The 19,895-nt window shown below is 56.9% G+C and carries 16 protein-coding genes; 1 reads left to right on the plus strand and 15 read right to left on the minus strand.

The annotated features are described in order from the left end of the window. Positions 1-36 precede the first annotated feature (36 nt). From gspD to MWC30_RS01760, 9 genes are all read right to left on the minus strand, one after another. On the minus strand, positions 37-2,397 hold the full coding sequence (gene gspD, locus MWC30_RS01720; protein WP_244082422.1) for a type II secretion system secretin GspD: 2,361 nt from the start codon (positions 2,395-2,397) through the stop codon (positions 37-39). A gap of 42 nt (positions 2,398-2,439) precedes the next feature. Beyond that, the gene (locus MWC30_RS01725) at positions 2,440-3,027 is read right to left on the minus strand and encodes a GspMb/PilO family protein (RefSeq protein ID WP_244082423.1); all 588 of its coding nucleotides are present in this window, start codon (positions 3,025-3,027) and stop codon (positions 2,440-2,442) included. A 4-nt stretch (positions 3,028-3,031) separates the two neighbouring features. Beyond that, positions 3,032-4,546 carry a PilN domain-containing protein gene (locus MWC30_RS01730; protein WP_244082424.1) on the minus strand — a complete coding sequence of 505 codons (1,515 nt, stop codon included), beginning with the start codon at positions 4,544-4,546 and terminating at the stop codon, positions 3,032-3,034. Between the two features lie 28 nt (positions 4,547-4,574). Beyond that, positions 4,575-5,510 carry a general secretion pathway protein GspK gene (locus MWC30_RS01735; protein WP_244082425.1) on the minus strand — a complete coding sequence of 312 codons (936 nt, stop codon included), beginning with the start codon at positions 5,508-5,510 and terminating at the stop codon, positions 4,575-4,577. Between the two features lie 29 nt (positions 5,511-5,539). Further along, positions 5,540-6,259, minus strand: a complete 720-nt coding sequence (locus MWC30_RS01740; RefSeq protein ID WP_244082426.1) for a type II secretion system protein J — start codon at positions 6,257-6,259, stop codon at positions 5,540-5,542. Between the two features lie 24 nt (positions 6,260-6,283). Then, positions 6,284-6,682: a PilW family protein gene (locus MWC30_RS01745; RefSeq protein WP_244082427.1), complete on the minus strand. Its 399-nt coding sequence runs from the start codon at positions 6,680-6,682 to the stop codon at positions 6,284-6,286. Positions 6,683-6,685: 3 nt separating this feature from the next. After that, a complete protein-coding gene (locus tag MWC30_RS01750; protein WP_244082428.1) occupies positions 6,686-7,150 on the minus strand; it encodes a hypothetical protein in 465 nt (154 codons plus the stop codon). A gap of 123 nt (positions 7,151-7,273) precedes the next feature. Beyond that, positions 7,274-8,461, minus strand: coding sequence for a type II secretion system F family protein (locus MWC30_RS01755; RefSeq protein WP_244082429.1), 1,188 nt, complete (start codon positions 8,459-8,461; stop codon positions 7,274-7,276). 81 nt (positions 8,462-8,542) lie between these two features. Continuing rightward, the gene (locus MWC30_RS01760) at positions 8,543-10,252 is read right to left on the minus strand and encodes a GspE/PulE family protein (RefSeq protein WP_244082430.1); all 1,710 of its coding nucleotides are present in this window, start codon (positions 10,250-10,252) and stop codon (positions 8,543-8,545) included. Positions 10,253-10,563: 311 nt separating this feature from the next. Here MWC30_RS01760 and MWC30_RS01765 point away from each other — a divergent pair, with 311 nt between their 5' ends. After that, a complete protein-coding gene (locus MWC30_RS01765) occupies positions 10,564-11,271 on the plus strand; it encodes a hypothetical protein (RefSeq protein WP_244082431.1) in 708 nt (235 codons plus the stop codon). Positions 11,272-11,277: 6 nt separating this feature from the next. On the opposite strand, the gene MWC30_RS01770 is transcribed toward MWC30_RS01765, so the two are convergent. The 6 genes from MWC30_RS01770 to mprF form a co-directional block, all read right to left on the minus strand. Beyond that, positions 11,278-11,625 carry a DUF3147 family protein gene (locus MWC30_RS01770; protein WP_244082432.1) on the minus strand — a complete coding sequence of 116 codons (348 nt, stop codon included), beginning with the start codon at positions 11,623-11,625 and terminating at the stop codon, positions 11,278-11,280. Positions 11,626-11,704: 79 nt separating this feature from the next. Further along, positions 11,705-12,607, minus strand: coding sequence for a peptidase MA family metallohydrolase (locus tag MWC30_RS01775; RefSeq protein WP_244082433.1), 903 nt, complete (start codon positions 12,605-12,607; stop codon positions 11,705-11,707). A 241-nt stretch (positions 12,608-12,848) separates the two neighbouring features. Then, positions 12,849-14,015: an NAD(P)/FAD-dependent oxidoreductase gene (locus MWC30_RS01780; RefSeq protein WP_244082434.1), complete on the minus strand. Its 1,167-nt coding sequence runs from the start codon at positions 14,013-14,015 to the stop codon at positions 12,849-12,851. Positions 14,016-14,096: 81 nt separating this feature from the next. Beyond that, positions 14,097-15,734 carry a glycosyltransferase family 39 protein gene (locus MWC30_RS01785; protein ID WP_244082435.1) on the minus strand — a complete coding sequence of 546 codons (1,638 nt, stop codon included), beginning with the start codon at positions 15,732-15,734 and terminating at the stop codon, positions 14,097-14,099. Between the two features lie 118 nt (positions 15,735-15,852). Continuing rightward, positions 15,853-17,262, minus strand: coding sequence for a virulence factor family protein (locus MWC30_RS01790; protein WP_244082436.1), 1,410 nt, complete (start codon positions 17,260-17,262; stop codon positions 15,853-15,855). 8 nt (positions 17,263-17,270) lie between these two features. Further along, on the minus strand, positions 17,271-19,832 hold the full coding sequence (gene mprF / locus MWC30_RS01795; protein ID WP_244082437.1) for a bifunctional lysylphosphatidylglycerol flippase/synthetase MprF: 2,562 nt from the start codon (positions 19,830-19,832) through the stop codon (positions 17,271-17,273). Positions 19,833-19,895: the final 63 nt, after the last annotated feature.

The raw sequence follows: 19,895 nt of genomic DNA on the forward strand, positions 1-19,895 counted from the left end.
GCATCTCCTGCAGAGGCTTCCGGGCTCTCCTGCACTCTATCCTTCGACGTGTTTGCGAAGTTTCTTCAGCTGCTCCAGGAACTCCCTGGAACTGCCGCCGGTTTCTCGATGATCCACCACATGCGGTGTGATGGCAATGATGAGCTCCGTGCGGATTTTCTTCTTGCCTTTCGAGGAAAATAGGGGAGAAATAACAGGGATATCCTGTAGAAGCGGGATTCCGCTCTTTTGGTCACTGTCGGTTTGCTCGATGATGCCGCCGATGACGACGGTGGAGCCGTTTTGAGCCAGCAGTGTGGTCTTGACATTTCGCTCTGTAAATCGAGGAGCCGTATTGTTGGCTCCAACAGTCACAGATTGCTGATCCGTTCTCCGGATGGTTTGTTCCACCTCGAGCCGCACCAGTCCTCCTTCATTGATATGTGGAACGACGTTCAGGATGATACCCGTTTCCTCGTATTGAATCGTGGTGAAAGCGTTGTTGGTGTTCGTGTCGCTGCTGTAAGAACCGGTGGGAACCGGTTCGCGACCGCCCACCTGGATGGATGCTTCCTTGTTGTCCGTGGCAAGCAGGGTAGGAGTCGACAGCACATTGACATCCGTTTTGCTGGCGAGCAAATTGATGAGGGCTGCGATTTTCCCATCGACGCTCCCCCAGAAAAGGCTGAGTCCCCCGGAAGCGGCGCCAGTCAGGGCTGAGCCGTCAGCCGTCCCATGGGCTGCGGTGAATTTGCCGCCTTTGCCTCCGATGTCCATTCCGATGTCTTTAAAAAACCATTCCAGTCCGTACTCGATGTTTTTGTTCAGGGCAACCTCTGCAATCAATACTTCGATGAGCACGGCGCGGGGCAGAATATCCAAAGTCTCCATGGTTTTCTTGATCCTGGCGTAATCGGCCGCATTGCTCCGTACCACGATGGCGTTGTTCACTTCATCAGGAATGATGGCCACCTCGCCCGTCAGCGACGTGCCCGTTGCGTCCCCATTCGAAACCCTCGTGTAGGCGCCGCCGGTTCTCACGCTGCCCCCCCGGGCCCCTTGCCGAGATTGTGATGAAGTCCCCGAAGAAAGGGAGCCCCCCGTCGTGCCCATGGAAGAGGATGAACCGCCGAACCCTCCGCCGGATAAGGAGGAACCTGAAGTTCCATAACCGCTGCGGCTGGTGGAGCCCCCGAAGCTGGATCCACCAAAGCCGCTCGATCCCGAACCGAAAGAGCTCCTGCTGGAGGATGAGCCAAAGGGCCGTCCCGACTGGACGATCTGCTGATCCAGCCGTCCGGCGCCAGAGGGAGCCTCGAGGCCATAGGATTGAGTGAGAATGCCTGCCAGGTCGACCGCGAGTCCATTCTTCACAAAGTACACGTAAATCTGCTCTCCGCTTTCCTGGCTGTGGACATCCAGAGCCGTCAGCCAATACTTGGCAGTCTTGAGCAGCTCGGCGCTCTGGGCCAGAACGAGCACGCCGCCGAAGTTTTGCAGGGGGATGAACGCGATGTTGTTCTTGATGGAGCTCTCTTTGACGAGGTTCAGCTTGCCCAGCAGCGACTCCATCCCCTGCACGGCATCCTGCGCCGTGATGGCCTGCAGGGGAATGATTTCCATGCTGACTTCCTGGAGAATATTGATGTCGAGAGACTTGAGGATGTCGACAATGGTTCTGGCATTGTCCGTGTCGTCCACGAAAATGACGCTGTTGGTCATGCTGTCCGACGTGATGGGGCGTCCGGGGGTCAGAAAAAATTTGATGGTGTTGACCGCCTGCTTCACATCCAAGAAGAGCAGTCTGTAAATAACGATAACGGGCTGTGCGCCGTTGGCCGCCGTTTTGAGGGTGAATTCGCTGGCAAGGGGAAGACTGCTGCTGGCGCTCCTCTGGAGCGGTTGAATGTAGTAGACTCCGTTACGGGCGACGACCGATATGTTGTTGGCAGCATAAGCTCTTGTAATCATTTGGAACAGATCTTCTTTGGAAAATTCTCCCTCCAGATAGAAGCTGATGCGTCCCTGCAGAGTCGGGTCCAGGACATAGTTCAGTTTGAGGTAGTCTCCAAATATCTGGCTGGTGACTTCGGCCACATCGACCTTTTCGAACAGAAAGCTGATCTTCTGCCTGTCCCTTTCAGGAAAGGTGGTCTTCGGTGCCTTTGTCTGGGAGGTGAACCCCAAGAGGCCCGTTTGGATGGTTCCGGTTAAGCTCGGCAGGGGAGGGCGTTTGGGTGCTGCCTTGGGCTCTTCTTCGTTGGTGGATTCGGCCGGGGCGGCAGCCTCGGACACATGAGGCGGAGTGAGAAGGGACCTGTTGGTCGTGGCTTTGGTGTAAGGACCCTGAGTCGTACTTGCACAAGCCTGAATGACAAAAGCCAGCATAGCGAGTGGGACGGCCTGGCGTATTTTCATAAACGAACCTCTCCTGGGGGTATACGAAAAGTGAGCTTTGTTTTAAGATTTTTCTTTCTTTTCCATCAAGGCCGCAAGTATCACGTTGATCACAAGGTCGGGGCCCGACTTGCGCTGGATCCTCTGAATATTGATCTCCTGTACCTGCATCGCCGTTTCAAACTTTCGCACACGGTCGAGAAAATACTGGAGTCCTTCAATGGTGGTCATGAAATTGAACCGCAAATGGACTTCCTGGTATAGACCATATTCTTTGCTCTCCAAAACCTGGTAGGTTTTGATGTCGAGCTTCTGTTGGCTGTCCCCTTTGGAGGAAAGCCTCTCTCCCAGGGATGCCGCCAGCTGATAAGGGTCGTTGCCGCGAAAGAGGCGCTTCTGCATTTCCTGGAGCTCGCTCTCTTTCTTTACCAGGTTGTCCTTGATGGTTTGAGCCTGTTCCAGCTTCTCCCTGTATTTCTTGATGATTTCCGTCTGCTGTTTGACCTTCGCCTGGAGATCGTTCTTTTCGGATTCAACCGGCGCCAGCCAGATGACGTAGACCACCATCAGCAACAGCAGGGTGGCGAAGGAGATGAGCAGAACAAGACGCTGTTTTTTGAGCTCCGTCCAGGACGGGAAACGGTATACCATGATTTTAGTTGCCTTTCGGTGCTTCCGGAACTTCTGCGGTCTCAGCAGCGGGTTGCTCCTCGGCCCCAGCTCCTTCCGCCGCTTCCGCCGGTACTGAACTTGCCGTGCCCTGCGGGATTTCCTCAACGGTCTTGTCAATCTGCAGGTCGGAGATCGTTTTTTTCAGCTTCTCCAGGTTGACCTCCAGTTGAAGGTTGAACCGCTCCTGGTCCGATGTGGGGTTGCGCGTAACGGGGGAGGCAAACTTCACATCCTGGAAGCCCTCGACTTTCGACAGCTCGGAAAGGTACTTGATGGCGGATTTGCTCTCACCGCGCAGCATCATCTGCCCCTTTTTCAAGGAAAAATAGTTCAGCCACGTCTCTTCGTTGGTAACTTGGGTAAGCAGGGTCAGCAATTCCAGGAGGGGATACCCCTGGGCGTTGAATTCGGAAAGGGTTTTCTGATCCTGCTCGAATTTCGAGATGCGCGTCTGGAGCTCTTCGATGGGCTTCCATTGAGTCTCCAACTGCATCGTCTGCCGCTTCAGCACGCGCGATTCCTCCTGCAGCTTGCTGGAGGCGTGGAATTGGAAGAAGGCGTACGTGGCGAAAATGCCCACCATCGCCAGTACCGGATAAACGATTTTGGGGACTTCCCATGGCTTCAGGAGCAGCTGGGTGTCAAAGGCCTTCACCTGATCCTGCGTGAGGAGATCCTTGACCCAGGGCAGCACCATGGCGCCCCGCACCGGAAGCTCCTGGAGGGGAAGGGCTTCCACGTTCCAGTTCTCTCGGAGACCTTCACCGTCTTCTTCGTCGGAGCAAATGACCTGGATGGGGATGGGGCCCTCTTCCCTTCCTTCCTGAGCGCACAGCAGATTTTCCTGGAAAAGGGCGAGGCTGTACAATTGCCTCCCTACCATCATGGAATCCAGAAACTGCCCCCCGTAAAAACGGTGAATCTCCATGTGCTCCGGGTCAAGGACACGCCCGAGAATCTGGAGGGCTGGCGCCTCCTGGTCGCCCCCGGCGGGGGGCAGGAAGGTGGTGTAAAGGAACGCGGCGGGCATCACGGCAAATGTCTGAAAGGCTTCTCCATTCAGGGCTTGCTGGAATTTATCGCGGAGATCGTTCTGTAAAGAGAAGATGGGAACAGAGATCTGGTGGTCCAGGCGCAGGGGCTGTCCTGCAAAATGAATGGTGCGTCCCTGTTCGTAGAAGATGTTTTCCTGCCAGTCAAATTCGAGGGCATCATCCAGTTGGTCTTCAAGGGTCGAGGGGTAATGCTCCCGGTGAAAGTTGTAGAAAAGATGGGGCAAAAACAGCAGGAGCGACGTACCTGCCCGGCCTTTCGGGCGTACGTTCAGCCGCTGTAGAGCATCGAGCACGTTCTCGCCGGGGGCGATGGGAAATGTTTCTACGGAATCGATCACCCAGGACCGCCATTGCCGGTGAGCGCGGAGGAGCTCCATGCGCCGGGGCTCGACATAGACGGCCACGAGCTCTTTGGTTCGATGCTTGGTGGAGCCTTTCAGCATCCTTTTTCCCTTTCACGTCGTCTTGCTGCTAAAGGATCTTGCGGTACAGCACTTCATAGCCTTCCTCCTTTTCAGGAGCCGATCGGACGGTAAGCCAGATGATCACGGCCGGTGGGCCTGAGGATGTGATGCCTGCGGAGAGAATGCGATAAATTCCTCCATTCTCCCAGGTGATGTTCTCCCTGATGGCTTCTTGATCTTCTTCGTTGTCTTGTAAGAAGGTGTTTTTACCATAAACCGTCAGCACCTGAAATAGAGAATGGGGTCTGGGCAGGGCAGGGGGAATGTAAATCCCCGATTCATATTCCTCCTGGAGGGTGTCATCCCGGCTTCCATAACCATAAAAGATCTGCTGGGTGATCCCCGGAACCAGGAGCAGCTGGTCCAGGCTGGTGAGGGGCCCGTTGAAGGGGCCGTACGACAGCCCCTCGGCTGCGTAGCGGTCTTTTTCCGCACCTTTCAATCCAGGGATATCGTCCTGATCGATAAAATCCCGGATGCGGTCGGCCAGGACGTCGGCGTCGCCTTCGTTCAAACCGGCTTTCTCCAGGGCTGCCTTCAACTGTTCGTGGCCGGCCAGGTTCACGTTGACTTTCCGGTTTTCAGATTCAATCATCACCATGGCCTGACCGGTGCGGTAGTCTACGACGTGGGGCACTCCGTTGGGCTGCCAGTCCTGTTCCGACGTCTCCTCAAAACCCGACGGTGGGGCTGATCCCATGCGGGCCAGGGCTTCGTAGCACCCGCCCGTGGCCAGGTAGAATGCCTGGGACCACCGGAGGTGATGCAGTTCCTCTTCTCCCTGCAGCCTGGTTTCTGCGCCGATTTGAAGGGCAAACCACATGATGAGGGCGCAGATCCACAAAACGGAAATGATCACCACGCCCTCTTCTCCCTGGAGGCGCATGTGCCCGAGGGGGGCAGTCTTTTTTTCAGTCGTGTACTGGTCTTGACACGGCATCATGCTGAGCTGACTTCCTTTGCCTTCGGTTCCTATTGAAAGGATCCCGATCCTTTCAAACCGCCCTGCTCGGGAACCCGCCGGAAGAAGGAGTTGGGCCGAATCAGGGCGTAGTGAGGCGATGCATCCTCATCGGCACTCCACGTGACAACAATGGCATCGGGGTACACGCCGTCCGTATTCGGAGAACCGAACCCCTCTCGTTCGGCTTGTTCATAACTCAATGAAAAACTTGTCATTCCAACGGAATGAAACAGGGAGCCTTTTTTGCTCTCCCTGCCGGGCTGCAGGTTCAGGAAGCCGTCGACGGCATCACCGTGGTAGGGATCGAGGGGAATTTCCGCATAATAGAGCAGCCGTTCTCCAGGGTCATAAAAGTACCGCACCACGACCGGAGCGCCCTTGGAAATGGCTCTGACCGAATAGGCGGTTGTGAAGGTGATGGAATGTTCGTCACCCTGGAACAACGGGCGGGATTCACCTGCGGAAAGGATATTCACGGGATCCGCATTGGCCAGCTGCCTTTTGAGCAGCTCGATCATGCTCGGTGCTTCGTTCCCTTTGCGGCTTTGCTCACGTTCCCAGACGCGGAGGGAAAAGGTCAGGGCCGAGGCCAGGATCCCCATGACAAGAGAGGCAATGAGGGTGGCCAGGACCAGTTCCAGGAGTGTGAAGCCCGCCGGGCCCTGGACTGTTTCCTTTCCGCTGCTTCCGCTGGGGAAAGCGGCTCCTTCCCGTGGGTGATGTCTCATGACGCTCCGGAATTCCATGCCGCCTCACTGAAATTCAGACCGGGGAATGATGACGCTGAATTCCAGCATTTGCCCCTTGCAGGCCAGAAGGACACGATAGAGCTGATCCATGCGATTGCTGCCGCTTTGCTGCCTTTCGGCCACTCTGACGACTGAAATGTCTACGGGAGGAGCGTCCTTCAGGGCGCTCAGGTTCAGGTTGCCTTCGGCTGCCTGTCTCGGGTCGGCGAGAATGGCCTGGGCCACAGCTTCCAGGACGGGCTGAATCCGGCTTTTTTCCTTCAGCCTTTGTTTGTACTGCAAGGAGACCGAAATGAGTCCCATGACTCCACCGGCAACGATGGTCCCCACGATGAGACCCACCATGACTTCCAGGAGTGTGAAACCCTTGGCTCTGCCTTGGAAAAGAGACGAGAGGCTCATGGGTCAGCGCGACTCGGATCGAGACAGTTTAACGGTCCCGAAGAGCGGATGGATCGCAATGCGAAAGCTGCGCTGCTGGTCAAAGACCACCTCTAGATCGCTTCCGGAAATGCTTCCATCGGGGTAAAAGAGGATGACATGGTCGCCGGTTTCAGGGTCTTGCTCCAGGTGATCCGCGAAAATATCCACATTTTCAGGAATGCGATGCGCCGGAGGAAGCTCCAGACCGAAAAGCTTTTCGGAGCCGCGGATCCTGAAAGCGATGATTTCCCCGGAATTCATCGCACGGAGCCTTCCCCTTTTGAGGGTCTGAGTGATGTCCTGCAGGACGTCGCGGTCCTCCATGCGCTTCCACCCGGCACCAATTCTGGGAATGATCAGCCCGATGGTCAGGGTGAGGATAATGAGGACGAGCATGAGCTCCATGAGGGTGAACCCCAAGGATCGCTTCAGGGATGCGAGCCGCATATCTTTAATCCGTTTCCATAAATGGATCGGAAAGATCCGTCTTTCAATGAAAAAAATAAGGCGCCTGCCCTCTGCGTCACCTCGGTTCCCCGGAGGAGAGGCGGGACCAGGGCTGTCTTCATTTCAAAACTGAATCTCGTTGATGCCGAAAATTGCCGTGAACATGCTGAGAACCATCACTCCGATGACGAGGCCCGTGGCGAGGATCACGACGGGCTCCATCAATGTCATCAGGCGTTGGAGGCTGCGCTGCAGCTCCTTTTCGAAATGATCGCCCAGTCCCAGGAGCCCCTCGCCCAGGTTCCCCTGCTCCTCGGCAATGCGCAGCATGGTTCCCATGCGCGCGGGAAAGGCCTGTTGAGCCCGGAAGAAATTGCTCATGGAATGCCCTACCTTGATTTCCCTGTGGAGAGACCCGAGGGTTTCCTTCAATACGGTATTGAAGAGCAGTTCCTGTCCCAGGCTGAGGGCGCGCAGGAGGGGAACACCCGACTGGAGCATCGTTCCCAGGGTTCGACAAAACCGCGTCAGCTCACTGTGGACGATGAAATACCGCGTGAAGGGCACCCGAAAGAGGATTTGATCCATTTTTTTGCGCACCGTGGGATTCCGGTAGAGGGCGCGGCCTCCAAAAAAGGCGATGCCCATCAGCAAAGGAATCACCCAGCCATACTCTTTGAGGAGGATCCCCGTCTGGAGGAGTATCTCCGTCAGGAACGGAACCTTCTGATTGAGATCGTGAAAGATCTGGGCGAATTTTGGGATGACATAGACGAGGAGCACGACCATGGAGAGCATGCTGGTGCCGAAAAGTATGGCGGGATAGATCATGGAGGAAATGAGGCTCTGTCTGAAGGTGCGGCGCTGTTCCAGGTATTGCGCCAGCCGCTTCAGGATGGGACCCAGGGTGCCGCTGGCTTCTCCCGCTCGAACCATGTGATCCGAAAGATCTCCAAAAATGTCCCGGTACTTGCCGAGTGCCCCCGACAGGTCGCTTCCCCCCTGAACCTCCTCCAGGAGGTCCTTGACCACGCGCTGAAAGACTTTGTGTGTCTGGTTGGTGCTGATGAGCGCCAGGGCGCGGTCCAGGGGAAGCCCCGCGGAAAGCAGGTCCGAGAGATCATAAAAGAACCGGATGATATGCTCCTCGGGGACTCTGCGCCCTCTGCCGCTCTTGACGGCCTTGATTTTGACGGGATAGAGCCGCCCCGACTTGAGCTTCCTGGCCGCATCCTGTTCCGAAAGGGCTTCCAGGACGCCCTTGTGCATCTCACCCTGCCCATCTCTTGCCTGGTATTGAAAATAACCCATAAACTGTCACTCATCCCCCGCCATTGAACGGTTTGGGCCTGCCGGGCGCCATGCCTTGCTCTGACGATTCACTCTCATGGACTATCCCGCCAGGGAGAGACTCGTGACCCGCAGGACTTCGGACAAGGTGGTGATGCCCTCGATCGCCTTGCGATATCCATGGTGGAGCAGCGGACGGTAGGTTTCCTTGAAGGCGAGATGGGAAATGTCTCCGGCGGCCTTTTCCGCCACGATGGCAGAGCGGATGGCCTCGCTCACGCGGAGGACCTCAAAAATGCCCTGCCTCCCTCGGAAGCCGGTGTATCCGCATTTTTCACATCCCTTGTTTTGATAGAGAGTCACGGAGTCCGGAAGGTCGGGCAGGACCTGGCGCATGCGCATCATGTCCACTTCCCTCGCCGGATAGGCATCCTTGCAGTGGGGGCAGAGGACCCGCACCAGGCGCTGGGCCATGATGGCCAGGAGGCTGTCCGCCATGAGAAAAGACTCGATGCCGAGGTCTCTCATGCGCGTGATGGCCCCGGGAGCATCGTTGGTGTGGAGCGTGGAAAGAACGAGGTGTCCCGTGAGCGCCGATTCGATGGCGATGTCGGCGGTTTCCTTGTCGCGGATTTCACCGATGAGCAGGACATCGGGGTCCTGGCGGACGAGAGAACGGAGCGTGTTGGCGAAGGTGAGGTCGATCTGGGGCTTCACCTGGATCTGGTTGATCCCGTTGATCTGGTATTCCACGGGATCCTCCACGGTGATGATCTTTCGCGTGATGTTGTTCAGCTTCTTCAGCACCCCGTAAAGGGTCGTCGTCTTCCCCGACCCCGTCGGCCCTGTCACCAGAATCATGCCGAAAGGCCGTTCGATCAGCTCTTCGATGATCTTCAGCTGCTCGGGATCCATGCCCACCGAAGTCAGGCTGTAATCCACCGATTCCTGGGCGAGAAGCCGCAGGACAATGCTCTCGCCGTATATGGTCGGGACTGTGGAAACGCGTATGTCCACTTCCCGGTTGCCGAATTTCAGTTTGATTTTACCATCCTGCGGGAGGCGTCTCTCCGCGATATTGAGATTGGCCATGAGCTTCAAACGACTGATGATGGCGGCCTGCATGGTCTTGGGGGGCTGGTCCAGGTCGAAGAGCACCCCGTCCACCCGACCTCGAACCTGGAAAGAATGTTCGAAAGGCTCGAAGTGAATATCCGAAGCACGCATGTCGAGGGCGCGGGAGATGAGCACATTGACCAGCCTGACGATGGGAGCTTCCTGGGCCAGGCCTTTGAGGTGCTCGAGGTCCTCTTCGAACAGGTCGGTATTGAGGAGATTTCCTTCTCCATTTCTGGAGAGGGCTTCCGCCTCTCGCGCCGCAGTCCCGTACAGGCGGTCGATGGCGGTGCGGATTTCTTCACGCTGCCCGAGGCAGAGATTCAGCTCCATGCCCGCAAAATAATTCCCCAGTATGTTCAAGACGGGAAGATTCAGGGGGTTGTTCACGACCACCCGCACGCGCCCGCTGTCTACCTGGATGGGCAGCACAGCGTGCTTGCGCAGGAAGAACATGGACACTCCCTCCAGGAGCACCGGCTTCTCGGGATAATCCTCCCGTTCCAGGAGCGGGATCTGCAGCCGGTCGGCGAGCACACGAAGTATCCGGTTCTCGTCGGTGATGGCGACCTGCTCGAAGGCATCCATCAGCGAAATGCCCTGCGTGAAATATGCCTTCTGCAGTTGCTTGACCTGATCGTCCTGCAGAGAAAATTCCTTTTGAAACAATCCGAGCAACGACGCGGAATCGGGCATATAAGCTTAAGCTCCATGAAAGATTAACGATTGAGGCTTACATGATTAACAAATCCGCCGGGAAAAGTAAACTTATTGCCACGATGGGGGATCGGGCACATAAGTGCTTTGAATAAAAAATAATTATTTCATGAGCTGTACAATTCTCCCTGCGGCTTGCTGCGACCGCATCGGCACTTCCCGGAAGGGGGATCGCCCGGATTTTCGGGTCGTTGACGCTGAAAATGGGGAGTTGCCAAAACCGGTCCAAGCAGGATATCTTTGCTTGACCGAGCGCCATTGTGGACTGACGGAAATTCCGGAGGAGAGTCATGAGAAAAGGTCGGCATTTAGCTCTTCTGTGTACAGTGTTTTTCATCCTGGCGGGCTTCACATCCGGGGGCTTTGCCGGGACGATGGTGGAGAAAAACCTCTTTGCGCCGGACAGGAAGCCCCCTTCCCCCGAAACGGTTGAAGCGCCCCCTCAGAAAAGCCAGCCCGGAGTTTCCCTCAAGGCCATCCAACTGGACGGCGTCATGATTCAGGGTGCCACCCGGAAAGCGATCATCCGCCACAAAGGGAAAATGCCCGACAGCACTGGAAAAAAAGGGGAATCTCCCTATACAACGATTCAGGAAGGAGAATCGGTCGGCGACTACAAGGTCGTCAAGATAAATACCAAAAGCATCACCCTGGAAAAAGACGGAAAACAGGAGGATGTGAACCTGTTTGCCGAGGGCAAAGTGGTTCCTCCCGCTCCGCGCCTGCCGGCGGTTCCTCCCCCAAATGTTCAGCAGGAATCTCCTCCCCCTGTGCAGAACAGGGGAGCTATGCCGCCTGGAGGCCAGCCCGTGCCGGTCATGGGAGGGAACGACCCCGCTAACCGTTTTCCCCAGCAAAACAACCCCGCCATGGGGATGGTACAGCCACCGCCAGGCCAGTTCGTGGAAGGAGTGCAGCAGGCTCCCGAAGAGGGGATGGCCCCTGAAGATGGGATGAACCCCAACGATGATGGCGGAGGGCCTGGTGACGGGCAATGAGCCTGCTCACATTTTGAAAAACCTGGTGAGCCACTGGTGGAGGAATGCGCCCAGCAGCCAGGAGGCAAAACCCGCGGACAAGGCAAGAGAAAAGGGAAGGCGCTTCCTGAAGCATAGGAAGGCCGCCAGGAAAAAGAGGACCGTCGGGAAAATGCCCAGCAGAGCGCCTTTCGAATACTCCTCCATCAAAGCATGATCACCTGAATGCTCCGCATAGAGCCAGATCATGACGAGGAGCGCCGTTGACGGCATCGTGGCGATGAGTCCACCGAGAGAAGGAACTTTCCTGCCGATATAGGTCGCGGTCACGATGAAGGTCATACTGAGTACAATCTTCAAAAAGAATTGGATCATATCGAACATTCCGGGGATGAATTCATGAGCGACCTGAGGGAAAAGGCCTGTGTGCCGCAGGCGGTCTTCGGGGAGCCCGTCATTCCCAATGCTCGTCCTCACCCGCATAGCCTCGCTTTTTGATCCATAGTCTCACAAAGGCTCCCACCGCAAGAAGGGCACACAGAAAAAAGAGAATTTCATAGAGATTTCGGCTGAGCCAAACGAGCCAAATGCTCCCCTTGCCGCGCTGTTCTCGCCATTGGGATTCAATGGCATGGAGCGGAAGGGCCAGGGACGACTGAACCGCGTACTCCAGGATCTCTCCCTCCCGCAGGCGATTCAAGAGGGTGAGAAGCCCCTGCCTTTGGTAGCGGGTCACGAGATATTCGACAAACTCCCTGCTTTCCCGGTAAGCCAGGAGCAGTGCTCCCCGGTCAGCAGGGAAAGTGTCTACCAGGCGACTGAGAGGGATAGAGCGGTTGACCAGCTCTGCTGCCGGGTAGGAGCTTTCCCATCCGCCGGCCAGGATCTCTCCCAGGCTGCCGCTCACCCACTGGCATACCCCTTCGTCGAGCCATCTGGGAAGCAGGTCCGAGCGGATATGGTCGTGAAGGACGAGGTGACACAGTTCGTGCTCGAGGGTTTCTTTCCAGACATAGGCGCTGGGGAAGGGCCTCGGCGCCAGCATGACGATCATTTGCCTCTGGGGAACGGCAAAGGCCGAGATGAACGGGCTGCCGCTCATCTGCCTGAAGTCCTCCGGGCTCGCCACGAGAAAGAGCGTCGGCTGAGACTTGAGCCTCCACCCCAGGGTGCCCTCAACATTGGCCCGCATGTCGTCGTAGGCCCTCAGAATCGTTTTGGCCCAGTCCTCCAGTACACCGTCAAAAACGATGATGACTTCGCTGCCTCTCAATACGGCGTGCTCCTGGGCATTTGCCGGCGGGGGCGTGAGAGATAGACAGAGAAGACTCAGGATGAGGGCGCATTTTAGGGCCATGGTATCTCCTGGACGGCAGGGGAGCAAAGTTGCGCTCCCGCGCTTCGGAAAGTGTGCAGTGGCTCCTTGCGGTATCGAGCATAAAGAGTCTACCAGATTTCTTAAACTTTTTCTCCGATTCCCTCGCGGAAGGACCCGTGGGCGCTGAAATAACGTCAGGCCGGTGAAAACGTGGATCCAAAAAGCTTGCATTTTCAATGAAAACTTTCGCGAACCTGAAGTGGATTTCGAGGCCCTCGGCCTATACATACTGTCCGGCGGCGAACCCCGAAGCCCAGGCCCAGTGGAGATTGTAGCCGCCCAGCTGCCCGGTGACGTCCAGGACCTCACCCGGGAAATAGAGTCCGGGAACAGATGTGGATTCCATCCTTTGTGAGGAGATTCCCCGGGTGTCCACTCCCCCCAGGGTCACTTCGGCCTTGTTGAAGCCCTCCCGGTCCATGGGCTCTATCTCCCACCCGTGCAGGCTGCGCGCAATGGCCTGGAGCTCCCCGGGGCTGTACTGGTTGAGGGGGCGGGATTGGAAATGGCCTTCACACCAGGCCTTCACGAGACGTGCCGGCAGGTGTTGCCCCAGGAGTGTCGCGAGATGCATCCTGCTCCCTCGTTTTTCCAGCAGGAAGGCATGGGCGTCGAGACCGGGAAGAAGGTCCAGCGTGAAACTGCTGCCGCGCTCCCAGTAGGATGAAACCTGCAGAATGGCCGGGCCGCTCAGCCCCCTGTGAGTGAAGAGCACATTCTCCCGGAAGCTCAACCCCTTGTATGCAACCGTCGCATTCACGGCGATGCCGCTCAGGGGGCCGAACACCTCCAGGTCTCCGGGACTGAACTTGAGGGGCGTGAGTGCGGGATGGAGAGGGGTGACCTTCATCCCGAACTGCCTGGCAATGGAGTATCCCAAAGGGGTTGCCCCCAGCTGGGGATAGGAGAGTCCTCCCGTGGCGACCACGAGAGACTCGCCATGGAAGGTGCCCTGACTGGTATCGACGACGAAAAGGCCGTTTTTCCGTACCTCGGAAATGCGGCATTCCATGACAAACCTGACTGACACGCGTTGGCATTCGGCTACAAGCATGTCGACCACGGCCTGTGCGCTTTCGTCACAGAAGAGCTGGCCGGCGCTCCGCTCATGATAGGGGATGCCATGCTCGTGGAGCATGGCCATGAAATGCTCGGGCCTGAAGCGGGCCAGGGCGGATGTGACAAAGTGAGGATTCTGTGAGAGATAATTTTCCCGACTGACCTGGCGGTTGGTAAAGTTGCACCGGCCTCCCCCCGAGACGCGTATCTTGCTGCCGATTTTCGGCGTATGATCGAGAATCAGGACCAATCTGCCCCGCCTGCCGGCTTCGAGGGCGCACATGAGCCCCGACGCCCCTGCGCCGATGATGATGACATCCGTCTTCATGAGTGATCCTGGCAAATCCTTTCAATCCAGCCTTGACCATTTCCCAGGCCATGGGGCAAACCGGCGATCCATGAACCGGGCTCAGGGTTGCATGTTCTTCAGAGCGACGAGCTTCACAAAGACCAGCTCCTTTTCGGGATGGCGCCGGCTCTCCGCGGAGCTCAGAACGACATTCTCGAAACGGCTGCTGAAGCTGGCAAGTTCAAGTTTTGGAAGAATTGCATACACCCTGTGTGTCCCCTGGTTCTCCTGGAAATAGGTCGCCAGCCTGCCCTCATCCTCGACTTGTGGCACTGGCCGTTTGGCATAGAAGGGGATCATGTAGGAGTCTGATTTCCACTGAACAACCAAATCTCCGGCCTGAAGGGTGGTCCCGATGGATTCAGCGAATGACTGCTCGGACCTGCGCCATTGGTTCTGGCCGAATGGGAAGTAGGTGAGGCAGGTCGTGACCAGGATGATCAGTACGACCGAGGTCTTCATCAGTTGAGTGGAGAAAAGCGTCTGGTCCCAGCTTGAATCCTGCAGTTCCCGTCGGAGCAGCAGCCAGAGAGGGATTGAGTTCAAGAAAATCCAGAGGAGGGAGGGGTAGCCCTTTCCCCAGGTTATCAGCCCCAGGCACAGGATCGTGCCCAATGCAACGAGGACCATCATGCCGCGTCTTCGATTGCCCTGCAGCTGGGGAAATGCCGCTGCCTGGATGCCATGGGCCAGAACGATGGAAAATGTCGGGAGCAGCGGCAGGAGATAGTGTTTGCGGTAGTGCCCGCCCAACGTGAAGAGGACGAGGAAGGTCGTGCTTGCATAGAGCAGCATCGACATGGGGGGAGACGCTTCTTTCAGGGCTTTCCAGATCCAGGGGATCATGAAAGGAATGACCAGGCTTGCGGGAATCATCAGGCTGAACAGGTTCAGGGGATAGTAAAAGCTCAGAATCTCCTGCCAGCTTGCGATGTTGTGGAGCAGAGAACCGGAAATCTGCGTTTCCGAAAGGGCGATCCGGATCTCATTCAAATGCTGTTGCAAAAGAACCCACCAGGGGAGCACCAGCAGGCACCAAATCGCAATCCCGGCAAATGGTCGAAGGATCCTCAGTGTCCGCTTCCGTTCCGGACTCTGCAGCAGGAACACCAGCACACCAGCCAGGAAAACAGCGGGGACCTGAGGTCCCTTTGTCAAGGTAGCGAGACCGGCCATTGCCCATCCGAGCCATCCGTAGAGACGCTGTCGTGCCGTGCCGTCCTCGGCTTTCCATGCATACGTCCAGGCGAACAGCTGCAATGCGCAAAAGGTGGAATACAGGAAGTCCGGTCGTGCGTGGTGGGAAAAGGAGATGTAGCCCTGCATGCTCAGCAGCAGCAATGAGGCGAGCTTCCCGATGAAAGGATTGAACAATGTCTTACCGGCGTGGTACGTAGCGAAGACCATGACAAGGCCGGCCAACAGAGAGATCAATCGCCCGTGCCAAATCTGGACATCCTTGCTTGTCGGGTCCAGGTGTGAGAGCATAGTCACCGCCCAGTAGCTGAAGGGGGGCTTGTTCAGCCTCGGTTCGTAGTTGAAACTGGGCAGGATCCATTCCCCCTGTGATTCCATCTCACGGCTGGTCTCGATCACGAGCACCTCATGGCTTTCCAGCGGGATGGAATGGATTCCAGTCAGCGTGATCATCCAAAGGTTGAGCAGAATCAGTGGCCATCGCCAGGTTTTCCATGCCATTCAAATCACTCCATGTTTTTATTACATTCAGACAACATGGCATACGGATGTGTCGCCATACGACCACGCCGCCTGTACAAAGCGATGGGATCCGATTGAGCCGGCATGCCACATTGCTTCATTGCACGGTGGGGGCGGGAAATTCTGCAGTAAGGATCTTCGCGGCGATGGCCGGATAGTTCCCATCGAAGTGATGCCCTCCGGGCAGCATGATCCGTGCCGCATGCGAAGGATCGAGGCTGGGGCAGAGGCTTTCGCCTTCCTCTTTTCCGTAAATACATAGAATATTTTGGCTTTTCATATGCTGTGCCTCGGGGAGCGTGGGGATAGAATCCCTCGATTCCCCCTCGAACCAGTTGCTCAAATGGAACTGGAACTGGGCGCTCAGACTGGGGCCCATGAGGACAACCCGATCGACTCGGGCCTTCAGGTCTTCTGGAAGGCGGTTTACCACGAAGGGCAAAACATCCGCCCCGAAGGAATAACCGATCAGGATGGCCTTCGCCTTTTTCCAAGAAGCCAAATAATGCCGGAGAATGAGAGCGACGTCCATGGCGGTTTTTTCAGGTGTTTTGGGATTCCAGAAATACCGCAGGCTGTTCAGTCCCACGACGGGGATGCCCTGTTTTGCAAGGGCATTGCCCACCTCGTGATCCAGCCCGGCCCAGCCTCCGTCACCCGAAATAAATACGACCATGTGGTCCGATGAGGGCCCCACGTTCAGTTTTTCCGCGGGGATTTCCACGAGAGGCAGGTCTTTCAGGCTTACCGAAGAGGAGGATGCCCCAGTGGAGGCTTGCTGGTGGTCATTGGCGGCGAGGATGGTGAAAGCAGGGATCAGTGGATCTTTGGGAGGAGCGTCTTTGGCCGTACTTTCTTCCTTCGGTGGTGGAGCCAGAATCGTCACTCCCTTGACCTGGGCAAGGAAGGCGTCGGTCGGAACCGAACAATCCTTTCCTCCTGGCTGGGGCAGCACGATCCAGGGAGTCCGCAGCTCGGGTGCGGGAAGCAGGTGGCGGTCTTCGGGACTCCAATCCAAGCCCAGTCCCTTACACACACCTGCCGTGAGTGGCGCCTCGGGGCAAAACCCCATGCTGATGCCCCCGGCGAAGATGTTTACGGGCGCCTGGACCAGAGTGGCGTAAACAAGTGCCGAACCGAGAGAATAACCTGCCAACACGGGTTGCGTGTATTGTGCAAGCCTCACCTTTTGCTGCACGAAGCGGCTGAGGTTTTCAAAGTCCGAAGCGGGGTAGGTGCAGGTTTTTCCCGCAACGAGGCGGCTGAGGTAGTCCCGGGCATCAACGCCGATCGCCAGGCAACCCAGAGCGGTCATCCTCGTGATGAGCTTCTCAGCCACATCGTCCCACCCCTTTTCACCCGACAGAAGAATCACCACGTGGGACGGAGGCTCCTGAGGCATATAAAGCCGGACAGTCCCGAAAGGCGCCACCTCCAGGGGCGGCAGTTCCCGGGCGTTGGTGCTTCCCGGGGCCAGGAGGAATACCAGGATGAATGTAACGACCATGGTTTGTCTCATTTGGATATTACGCCTTTCATGCCGCCTGAAACGAGGGAAGCGATACTCGCCAGGACACGCGGTAGAGTAAGACCCGAGGGGCATGCCAGGTACCGAGGCTCCCATTGAGGGTCGAACTTCTCCTTGTACTGCCTCAACCCCTGGAAGTTGTAGAAATGCTCCCCGTGCTGGTACAGGAGCGCCCCGAACCTGTTCCAGGCTGGAGCAATCGGGCGCCCGTCCAGGCCGGAGAGGGGCGCCATCCCCAGGTTGAACCTCTGATAACCCTGTTCCTTCCCCCAAAGCATGAGCTCCATGAACAGGTATTCCATGGTATCGGGCGGAGCCTCGGGAAGGTAACGCATCAGGTCAAGAGAAAGCTCTTCTTTTTCGGCTCCCCTCCAGATGTTGCAGAATGCGAGAAGTGCATCGTCTTTTCGCACAATGCCCAATGGGTAATGCCGAAGGTAGTCCGGGTTGAAAGAGCCGAGGGAGAACCTCTTCTCGCGTGTATTTTTCTCCCGCAGCCAGGCATCGGAAATCGTCTTCAAGGCCGGGAGCATCGGAGCCACCTTCTCCACTTCGACGATCTCGAAGCGATAGCCTTCCTTTTCAAACCGGTTGCGAATGTGTCGAAAGCTCTTTCGAGATTTTCCCTCCAAAGAGAAATCTCCCAGAGGAACAAGGGCTTCTTCGCCGATTTTAAGGGGTGTCAGCCCTAAATCCAGGTAGAGTGGAATGTTCTCCTTTCCCACTTCATAAAAGACGGTCCAGCCTCCATAACGATCGCACCGTTCGTGAAATTCCCATGCGAGCTCCCCGCATTCCTCTGGTTCTCCCACGGGGTCACCCATGGCGATCCAACTGCGCCCCTCTATCCCGTACATGATGAAGCTCCGTTCGCTCCGACTGAAGAGAAAGATTTTATCGCCCAGGAGGGCCAGATTCGCGGAGGTGTTTCGCGAACGGCCGACAATGGATAGCACCCTTTCGTCCTGGGCGGCATTACCGCTGGGGTGCGACAGCGGGGGCAGCGGCCGGAGAAGACGGACGACAGCAATGAAGAGGCAGGCCATCACCGCCCCGACGAGAGCACGCAGGGCTCGGGGGGCGTTCCCGGAAAAGGCGAACGTCCACCACAGATCCCCAGTGTATTCAACATGCTTGTACGAGAATAAAGTGAGCCACAGCGAGCCGAGAAGGACGATGGCCACGCTGGCCACCCAGCCCGGAGTGAAAGGCTCCGCGAGCAGCGAAGCCTTTCGGTAGAAATGGCTTCGACAGGGCAGGAGCATGAGCAACACACCTCCCAGAATCCCTGCTTCCTCGAAGTCGAGGCCTTTGAGAAGGGAGGTGACCATCCCCGCTCCCAACAGGACGAGGGTAAGAAAATAAGCGGCATCGAGCCTCAGCTGTAGTCCCCGCCCCAGGACGAGGAGCAGGATGCCGATGATGCTCCCCAAAAAGTGTGAAAGCTCCACGAGCGGCAGTGGAATCAGGTAGCGCAGCAGCTCCAGGCGCCATCCCACTGCGGGAGTCGCACCGGAGAAGACGAGGATGGCACCGGCTATGAACGACAGTAAGGCGAACGCCCAGGGTGCCAGATCCGGAACCCATGTGCCCAGAAATCGGAATGCCTTTGCAAGCCCGGCACGCTGAGCGAGCACTTCACGCAATCCCAGGAGCAACATGGCAATGGCGAAGGGAATCAGGTAGTAAATCACCCGGTACGCGAGCAGAGACGCCAGGACTGAATAGGAGGGCAGTGTCGAGCCCAGTCCTATGACGACCACCGATTCAAAAATTCCCAATCCTCCCGGCACCTGGCTGAGCAGCCCCGAAACCTGCGCCAGGAGAAAAATGCTCAGAAAAAAGGGAAAAGTGAGTGACGGGGAGGGCTCCAGCAGGGAGTAGAAGATGCTGCCGGCAAGGCTCCAATCCAGAGCCGAAACGAGGATCTGCAGGGCTGAAAGCCCTGGTGCAGGCAGCTGGATCTTCCATCCCCTGAAGGAAAAGGGGGTCTTTTTCAGGATGCTCGCCGCAAGATGGGAACAGGGCAGGATCAGGAGGAGGAACCCAAAAGGGCGAGACGATGCAAAGGGCAGGTGGAGCCATACGGGGAGGTTTAGCGGCTCCAGAACAAATATCCCTCCGGTAAGAGCGAAAAGCCCGAGCCACAGGGTCAAGGTGTAAAAAGCGACCACCTTGGCGATTTCAAGGGCGGACAGGCCCCAGGCTGAATACAGTCGATAACGGACAGAGCTTCCCGCAAGCATGGAGAGGCCAATATTGTTGCTGAAAGCATAGCCGATGAAAGATGCCAGCGCGATCCGTGGGTAGGGAAGGGGGTGACGGATGTAGCGAAAGGCCAGAAAATCATAGCCTGTAAGCACGACGTAGTTCAGGAAAGTCAGGGCGAGAGCCACACCAAGTTGGACTTTCGGGAGGCGCTTGAAGCTTGTCAGAACCTCCTGGGAAGGGTACTGCGCCAGTTCCAGGTGCAGCACCCAGAGGGCTATACCGAAAAGGCTGACTCCCAGGAGAGGACCCAAATATGAGGCCAGATTCTTTTTGGGCATGAATCAAAGGTCCAATGGAGATGAGAGAGAGTCCATATTCACATTCCATCCCACGGTGTCGAT

It is taken from the genome of Desulforhabdus sp. TSK (assembly GCF_022836495.1).
GTDB lineage: Bacteria > Desulfobacterota > Syntrophobacteria > Syntrophobacterales > Syntrophobacteraceae > Desulforhabdus.

Bases quoted from the DNA above. Each gene is read 5' to 3' on its own strand.
- gspD (WP_244082422.1), bottom strand. From the start codon at position 2,397: ATGAAAATACGCCAGGCCGTCCCACTCGCTATGCTGGCTTTTGTCATT.
- MWC30_RS01725 (WP_244082423.1), bottom strand. From the start codon at position 3,027: ATGGTATACCGTTTCCCGTCCTGGACGGAGCTCAAAAAACAGCGTCTT.
- MWC30_RS01730 (WP_244082424.1), bottom strand. From the start codon at position 4,546: ATGCTGAAAGGCTCCACCAAGCATCGAACCAAAGAGCTCGTGGCCGTC.
- MWC30_RS01735 (WP_244082425.1), bottom strand. From the start codon at position 5,510: ATGATGCCGTGTCAAGACCAGTACACGACTGAAAAAAAGACTGCCCCC.
- MWC30_RS01740 (WP_244082426.1), bottom strand. From the start codon at position 6,259: ATGAGACATCACCCACGGGAAGGAGCCGCTTTCCCCAGCGGAAGCAGC.
- MWC30_RS01745 (WP_244082427.1), bottom strand. From the start codon at position 6,682: ATGAGCCTCTCGTCTCTTTTCCAAGGCAGAGCCAAGGGTTTCACACTC.
- MWC30_RS01750 (WP_244082428.1), bottom strand. From the start codon at position 7,150: ATGCGGCTCGCATCCCTGAAGCGATCCTTGGGGTTCACCCTCATGGAG.
- MWC30_RS01755 (WP_244082429.1), bottom strand. From the start codon at position 8,461: ATGGGTTATTTTCAATACCAGGCAAGAGATGGGCAGGGTGAGATGCAC.
- MWC30_RS01760 (WP_244082430.1), bottom strand. From the start codon at position 10,252: ATGCCCGATTCCGCGTCGTTGCTCGGATTGTTTCAAAAGGAATTTTCT.
- MWC30_RS01765 (WP_244082431.1), top strand. From the start codon at position 10,564: ATGAGAAAAGGTCGGCATTTAGCTCTTCTGTGTACAGTGTTTTTCATC.
- MWC30_RS01770 (WP_244082432.1), bottom strand. From the start codon at position 11,625: ATGATCCAATTCTTTTTGAAGATTGTACTCAGTATGACCTTCATCGTG.
- MWC30_RS01775 (WP_244082433.1), bottom strand. From the start codon at position 12,607: ATGGCCCTAAAATGCGCCCTCATCCTGAGTCTTCTCTGTCTATCTCTC.
- MWC30_RS01780 (WP_244082434.1), bottom strand. From the start codon at position 14,015: ATGAAGACGGATGTCATCATCATCGGCGCAGGGGCGTCGGGGCTCATG.
- MWC30_RS01785 (WP_244082435.1), bottom strand. From the start codon at position 15,734: ATGGCATGGAAAACCTGGCGATGGCCACTGATTCTGCTCAACCTTTGG.
- MWC30_RS01790 (WP_244082436.1), bottom strand. From the start codon at position 17,262: ATGGTCGTTACATTCATCCTGGTATTCCTCCTGGCCCCGGGAAGCACC.
- mprF (WP_244082437.1), bottom strand. From the start codon at position 19,832: ATGCCCAAAAAGAATCTGGCCTCATATTTGGGTCCTCTCCTGGGAGTC.